Here is a 6,400-nt window from a genome sequence, read left to right as displayed (position 1 = left end):
CATGAACCTGATCTCGGCCAATACGCTGCTGAAAACGCTGGAAGAGCCTCCCGGGCAGGTGAGATTCGTCCTCAGCGGCGCGACGCTGGATGAGCTGCTGCCCACGGTCCGCAGCCGTTGTCAGGCCTGGCGTTTGCCGCTACCTTCGCCGGATGTGGCCGCCACCTGGTTGCAGACGCAGCTCCAGGGCGCATCGCCGGATGATGCCAGGATCCTGCTTGACGCGGCCGGCGGTCAGCCTTTGACGGCCCGCGATCGCCACCAATTGGGGTTGGATGCTCGCTATTGGCCACAGATACCCAAAGATCTGCTCAATGGCGTGGCCACAGCCTTGACACAATGGCCGCTGACGCTGGTGGTGGAAACGCTCCAGAAGGTCTGCCATGACCTGGCCTGTGTCGCGGCAGGGGCTGCCCCCCGCTACTTCCCGGCCAACAGCCTGCCCGCCGTGACGGACCTCCACCTGCTGACCACATGGGGGCAGGAGTTGCGCAAGACGGCGCGCCACGCGGAACACCCCTGGAACCAGAACCTGAAGGTGGAGGCCTTGCTGCTGCAGGCCCGTGCCGTGATGCGACCACGACCTGTCAGGGCCAGACCTACCGCCTGATTGAGGGGGTGAAAGCCCTGTTTCTGGCGCAGGGTGTTTCCAGAAGTAAAGCCAGCCCAAGGTGAGGGCAATTTCACAGTCTTTCTCGAAGCCGTGGCGGTACACTTCGTCCACGATGAGTGAGTTCCAGACTACAGCCCTGCCTTCTGCCTTCGCCCCGTCCGGGCCCGGTCGGATGGGTGCCCCACTTGGTGCGCCAGGGGCCGCTGCGGCATCAACGCGTCCCAGCGTCATCCAGCTCGTGTTCCGCGAGAAGGGCGCGCTGTACGCCGCTTACATCCCCGCCTTCACCGAGGGCGGCCTGTTTGTGCCGACCACGCGTGAATACACCCTGGGCGACGACATTTACCTGCTGCTCTCGCTCCCTGAGGACAACCAGCGCTACCCCGTGGCCGGCAAGATCGCCTGGATCACGCCCGCCAATGCCTCGGGTGGCCGCACTCAAGGTGTGGGCGTGCGCTTCCCTGGTGACGACAAGACCCGTCTGCTGCGCGTGAAGATCGAGCAGATTCTGGGCACCAATATTTCCTCGAGCAAGCCAACTCAGACCCTGTAATGCAGAGTTGAGCTCTTTGCGGCAACAATAGCGGGTTGACACCAGTCAAACCCGCTTTTTTGTTTGCCCGACGCTGCCGCCATGTTTGTCGATACGCACTGCCACCTCAATTTCCCGCAATACGCCGAGACCATCGATCAAGTCAGGGCGGACATGCACGCCAGCGGCGTGGACCGTGCGCTGTGCATCAGCACCACCCTGGAAGAGTTTCCGCAAGTGCATGCACTCGCGATGCGCTATGACAACTTCTGGGCCACGGTTGGTGTGCACCCGGACAACGAAGGCATCCAGGAGCCCACGCTGCAGGACTTGCTGGACCGCGCTGCCTTGCCACGTGTGGTGGGTATCGGTGAAACAGGCCTCGACTATTACCGACTGGGTGACCGCAGCGTGGCCGACATGGCATGGCAGCGCGATCGCTTCCGGGTGCACATCCAGGCAGCGATCAAGACCGACCTGCCGCTGGTGATCCACACCCGCGAAGCCAGTGCCGACACCCTGGCCATCCTCAAGGAAGAAGGACAGGGCAAGGTGCGCGGTGTCTTCCACTGCTTCACCGAAAACGAGATGGTCGCCCGCGCCGCGCTGGACATGGGCTTTCACATTTCCTTCTCCGGCATCCTCACCTTCAAGAACGCGGCAGACATCCGCGATGTGGCCCGCATGGTGCCCATCGACCGCTGCCTGATCGAAACCGACAGCCCCTATCTGGCACCCGCGCCGCACCGCGGCAAGCTCAACTCGCCCGCCTATGTCTCGCTCGTGGCAAGGCAGCTGGCCGAGCTCAAAGGCATGGACGTCGACGAGTTGGGGCGCATTACTTCTGACAACTTCGAGCAATTGTTCTCGCTCGTTCAATCGCACTGAGGGTTAGCCCACACCACGAAGAAAACCCTTGTCAGACAATTTCTGACAGGCGGTTTGGTTGTTCGGCGACTACCGCCTCCAGCCCGAGATGCCTACAGTGAACACATCACGACGACATCTCTCACACCCGGAGGCCCTTATGCAAAAGCAAAGTCTGTATGCCAACCCGTTTGCCCTGATGATGGACCCGCAAGCTGTGCTGGAAGCGATGGAGCGCTCGGAGCGCCTCAACCGCCTGCAAAGCCGCGTCTGCCGTCCTCTGGACAAGCCGCTGATCCCGCTGGTTGCCAGCGACGAACAGGCATACGACCGTGAAGTGGATGCCTCGCCCGATATCGAACTGGAAGAAAGCGCTGAAGACCAGGTCTGAAGCGGCTACTCCCTAGCCCCTTTTCTTGCGGCGCTTAGCAGCGTGTGATGGCCCGTCCTCGTGATGGGCCATTTTTATTGGTCGAGCTCAATCAGTGCGAGCCTTTGACCCAGCTCCGCTCCAGCGAGCGCCCCATGCGAGACAAGCCCTGGCACATGGCGGCGTACACCATCCCCACAGCGAGATACGCCTCGAAGTAGTAGGGGCGCCACAAAGGGTCGCCGCCCAGGCTCAACGAGAGGCCGCCGGTGAATTCGTGCAGGCCGATCACCATCACCAGCGAGCTGTCCTTGAGCAAGCCGATGCCGTGCCCGACCAGGGCAGGCAGCACCGACCGCAAGGCCTGAGGCAACACCACCATCCATTGCGTCTGCCACCAGGTCAGACCGAGGATGGCAGCGGCCTCGCTTTGATCCTGCGTCACGGTCTGCAGACCGCCGCGTACCACCTCGGCCATGTAGACCGCGGAGAACAAGGTCAGGGCCAGCGTGGCGCGCCAGACCAGCGGGACGGGATGCTCCTGCGGAATCAACACGGGCAACATGAAGGCGGCCATGAAAAGCAAGGTCACCAAGGGCACGCCCCGAACCAGCTCGATCACGGCAGTGGCCTGCCACTTCAACCAGATGCGCTTCGAGCGGCGGGCCAGGGCCAGCGCAATGGCCAGCGGCACGGACACCAGCCAGCTCACGGCGAACAGCCACAAGGTCAAAGGCAGGCCACCCCAGGCATCGAAAGGCACCACAGGCAGCCCGGCGATGCCACCATGCATCAGCACGGTTGCAGCCAGCACGGCCCCCACCAGCGTCATCAAGCCTTTGGCTGACGCCACGCCACGCCAACCGGCCAGCCACGCCAGCACACACAAGAGCAGATCACCCACCAGCACCGCTATCGGTCGCCACTGTTGTTCAAACGGATAGTGGCCGAGCAAGATGGGACGCAGCTTCTCGGGCACCACGCCCCAGCAGGCCCCATGGTGTTGCAGCGCCTGACATGCCTGGGCATCGGGGCGAAACACTGCGCGGATCACGGCCCAGTCCAGCAAGTGCCACACCAGCCAGGCACCCAGCAGCATCGCTGCCGCCGACAACACACGTGCAGGCCAGCTCATGGCCGCGGTGCGAACCACGGTGCTCATGCGGGCCCCTTGACGGCATGCCGCGCATTGAACCAGTTCATGAACGCAGCCGTGCACAGTGACATGAAGAGGTAGACCGACATCATGACCAGCACGCATTCGGTCACCCGGCCAGTCTGATTCAAGGCGGTATTGCCCACGGACACCAGATCCGGGTAACCCACGGCCACAGCCAGGGACGAGTTCTTGATCAGGTTGAGAAACTGGTTGGTGGCGGCAGGCACGATGGTGCGCAAGGCCTGGGGCAGCAGGACTTGCGTGATCTGTTGCCAGCGCGTGGCGCCCAAGGTCTCGGCGGCCTCCATCAGGCTGGCGGGTACCGCCTCGATGCCGCCTCGGATGACTTCGGCCAGAAAGGCGCCGGTGTACAGGCTCAGGGCCAGCGCCAAGGCCAGGTACTCGGGTGTCACGGCCGCGCCACCCACGATGTTGAAGGTGTCTTGCTGAGGCCAGCTCCAGGCCCAGGCGCCACCGTCATCTGCGGGCGCCAGCCAGGGAAAGGCCAGCCCGCCCTTGCTCAGCCAGATGCCAGGCAGCACGGCCAGCGCTTGCGTTGAATCGGGCAGCCACTCGATCAGCAGGAAGTACCACATCAGAAGCTGCAACAGCAGCGGCGTGTTGCGGATGGTGTCCACATAGACGCCGGCCATGACGCGCCAGCCGGCAACACGGGAGGTGCGGCCCAATGCCACGGTCAGGCCGATGGCTACCGCCATGACAAGCGCAGGCAAGGACACACGCAGCGTGTTGCCGAGCCCGACCAGCATGGCCCGCCACAAAGGCTGCGCGGCGTCATACAGCAGCAGCCCCGTCTCGCCGATGTCAAAGCCGGCCGGTTGGGTCAGGAAATCCAGCATCGCAGCTAATCTTGCAGGTCAGTGCCCGTTCGCCAGCAGGTCAGCGAATGGGGGGCGGATAGATCAGCCCGCCATGGTTCCACAAACGGTTGGCCCCGCGCGGCAGCTTGAGTTGAGACTGCCCACCCACATTGCGTTCGAAGATCTCGCCGTAGTTGCCGACGGCTTTCACCGCCTTGTAGACCCAGGCCTTGTCCAGTCCCAGCAACTTGCCCGTGTCTTCACCCGTGCCCATCAGCCGCTGGATGGCCGGGTCCGCGGAAGCCTTCATCTGGTCCGCATTGGCTTGCGTGATGCCCAGTTCCTCGGCTTCCTGCAGCGCAAAGATGGTCCACTTCACGATGGCAAACCAGTCGTCGTCACCTCGGCGTACCGCAGGGCCGAGCGGCTCCTTGGAGATCAGGTCGGGCAGCAGCACATAGTCGTCCGGATTGGGTGCTTCCTTGTTGCGGATGCTGGCCAGTGCCGACGAGTCGGCCGTGTAAGCCTGGCACCGGCCGGCAAACAGGGCCTTGAAGCCCGCCTCATAGGTGTCGAACACCACAGGCTTGATGCCCAGCTTGTTGGCGCGGGAATAGTCAGCCAGGTTCTTCTCGGTGGTGGTGCCGGCCTGCACGCAGACCTGCGCATTCTTCAACTGCTTCGCGCTGTTGACCTTGAGCTTCCTGGGCACCAGAAAGCCCTGGCCGTCGATGTAGGTGATGGCCGTGAAGTTCAGGCCCAGTGAGGCGTCGCGGGTCAGCGTCCAGGAGGTGTTGCGCGACAGGATGTCGATCTGGCCTGACTGCAAGGCGGTGAAGCGTTGCTGGGCGTTGAGCGAGGTGTAGGCCACCTTGTCCGGGTCGCCCAGCACGGCGGCGGCCACAGCGCGGCAGAAGTCCACGTCGAAACCGAACCATTTGCCCTTGGCATCCGGTGCAGAAAAGCCGGCGACGCCGGTGCTCACCCCGCATTGCACCTGACCGCGCTGTTTGACGGCATCCAGGGTCTTGCCTGCGTGGGCTTGTGGCGCCAGAACGGCGCAGGCGAGGGCGATCAAGGGCGCCAGGTAGGAACGTGCTTGCATGTGACCTCTGATCTCGATCTGAGAAGACATGAGCCAAGCATACGTGAGGATGCGCGCTCAAGCCCGGCGTGCGAGCTTTCTGTGCAAAAACCCACCAAGCAACATGGCGGGCACAAACAGGTAAACCTCGTCGTTGCCGGACAGCAGGGTGGCCAGGGCGGGCCCCGGGCAGTAGCCGGTCAGTCCCCAGCCGATCCCGAACAAGGCCGAGCCCAGCACCAGCTGGCGATCCACATGCACCAGCGTGGGCAGATGAAACCGCTCACCCAGCAACGGGGCCTGGCGCCTGAGAACGACACGAAAGCCGACCAGGGTGATCATCACCGCAGCGCCCATCACGAAGGCCAGACTGGGATCCCAGTGCCCGGCCACATCCAGAAAGTTCTGGACCTTCAAGGGGTTGGTCATCTGCGCAATGGCCAGGCCCAGGCCGAAGAGGGCGCCTGAGAGCAGGCAGGTCAACAGTCTGATCATGTCGGCCTCCTCAAGCCTGCACCAGATGGCGCATCACGAACACCGTGAGGCCGCCTGTGGCCATGAAGCACAAGGTGGCCACCAGCGAGCGCACGGACATGCGCCCCAGCCCGCAGACGCCGTGCCCACTGGTGCAGCCGTTCCCCATGGAGGTACCGTAGCCCACCAGCAAGCCGCCCAGTACAAGCAGGCCGGCAGGGAAATGCTGACGCGGGTTCACCACCTCGCCCGACCATTTGAAATACGCCCAGGTGCTCAGGATCATGCCCAGCAGGAAGGTCAATCGCCAGCCGGACGCCATCCATTTGCCTTGCCGCAAGCCATCCACCACACTGTGGGCGATGTTGCTGATGCCGGCCAACCGGCCGGAACAAGCCAGCAAGATCACGGCCGAGGTGCCGATCAATGCCCCGCCGATCAGACCGGCGACGGGGGTGAAATCGCTCATCGAGGTACTCC

At 63.4% G+C, this 6,400-nt stretch carries 8 protein-coding genes and 1 pseudogene; 4 read left to right on the top strand and 5 right to left on the bottom strand.

Features of this window, described 5'->3' with window-relative positions; translation table 11 throughout:
- From VFW93_RS09840 to VFW93_RS09825, 4 genes and pseudogenes are all read left to right on the top strand, one after another.
- Window positions 1–610: pseudogene (locus VFW93_RS09840) on the top strand (DNA polymerase III subunit delta'); the annotation flags it as partial.
- A 175-nt stretch (window positions 611–785) separates the two neighbouring features.
- On the top strand, window positions 786–1,166 hold the full coding sequence (locus VFW93_RS09835; protein WP_290641497.1) for a PilZ domain-containing protein: 381 nt from the start codon (window positions 786–788) through the stop codon (window positions 1,164–1,166).
- An 81-nt stretch (window positions 1,167–1,247) separates the two neighbouring features.
- Window positions 1,248–2,033, top strand: a complete 786-nt coding sequence (locus VFW93_RS09830; protein WP_329693820.1) for a TatD family hydrolase — start codon at window positions 1,248–1,250, stop codon at window positions 2,031–2,033.
- Window positions 2,034–2,172: 139 nt separating this feature from the next.
- On the top strand, window positions 2,173–2,403 hold the full coding sequence (locus VFW93_RS09825; RefSeq protein ID WP_329693819.1) for a hypothetical protein: 231 nt from the start codon (window positions 2,173–2,175) through the stop codon (window positions 2,401–2,403).
- A 91-nt stretch (window positions 2,404–2,494) separates the two neighbouring features.
- Here VFW93_RS09825 and VFW93_RS09820 read toward each other — a convergent pair whose 3' ends face one another.
- Genes VFW93_RS09820 through VFW93_RS09800 form a run of 5 tightly spaced genes read right to left on the bottom strand, consistent with a single transcriptional unit; the run spans window position 2,495 to window position 6,389 of the window.
- Window positions 2,495–3,544, bottom strand: a complete 1,050-nt coding sequence (locus tag VFW93_RS09820; RefSeq protein ID WP_329693818.1) for an amino acid ABC transporter permease — start codon at window positions 3,542–3,544, stop codon at window positions 2,495–2,497.
- Complete coding sequence (locus VFW93_RS09815; RefSeq protein ID WP_329693817.1) at window positions 3,541–4,401, bottom strand: ABC transporter permease subunit; 861 nt, start codon at window positions 4,399–4,401, stop codon at window positions 3,541–3,543. The genes VFW93_RS09820 and VFW93_RS09815 overlap by 4 nt, the downstream gene beginning before the upstream one ends.
- Before the next feature lie 40 nt (window positions 4,402–4,441).
- Window positions 4,442–5,467 (bottom strand): amino acid ABC transporter substrate-binding protein, encoded by a 1,026-nt coding sequence (locus VFW93_RS09810; RefSeq protein ID WP_329693816.1) that lies wholly within the window; start codon window positions 5,465–5,467, stop codon window positions 4,442–4,444.
- A 57-nt stretch (window positions 5,468–5,524) separates the two neighbouring features.
- Entirely contained in the window at window positions 5,525–5,941 is a 417-nt protein-coding gene (locus tag VFW93_RS09805; protein ID WP_329693815.1) for a YeeE/YedE family protein, read from the bottom strand.
- A gap of 10 nt (window positions 5,942–5,951) precedes the next feature.
- Entirely contained in the window at window positions 5,952–6,389 is a 438-nt protein-coding gene (locus VFW93_RS09800; RefSeq protein ID WP_329693814.1) for a YeeE/YedE family protein, read from the bottom strand.
- Window positions 6,390–6,400: the final 11 nt, after the last annotated feature.

This window comes from Aquabacterium sp., assembly GCF_036279675.1.
Lineage (GTDB): Bacteria > Pseudomonadota > Gammaproteobacteria > Burkholderiales > Burkholderiaceae_C > Aquabacterium.
The sequence above is the reverse complement of the archived record's forward strand: the minus strand, read 5'-3'. Positions and strand labels throughout refer to the sequence as shown.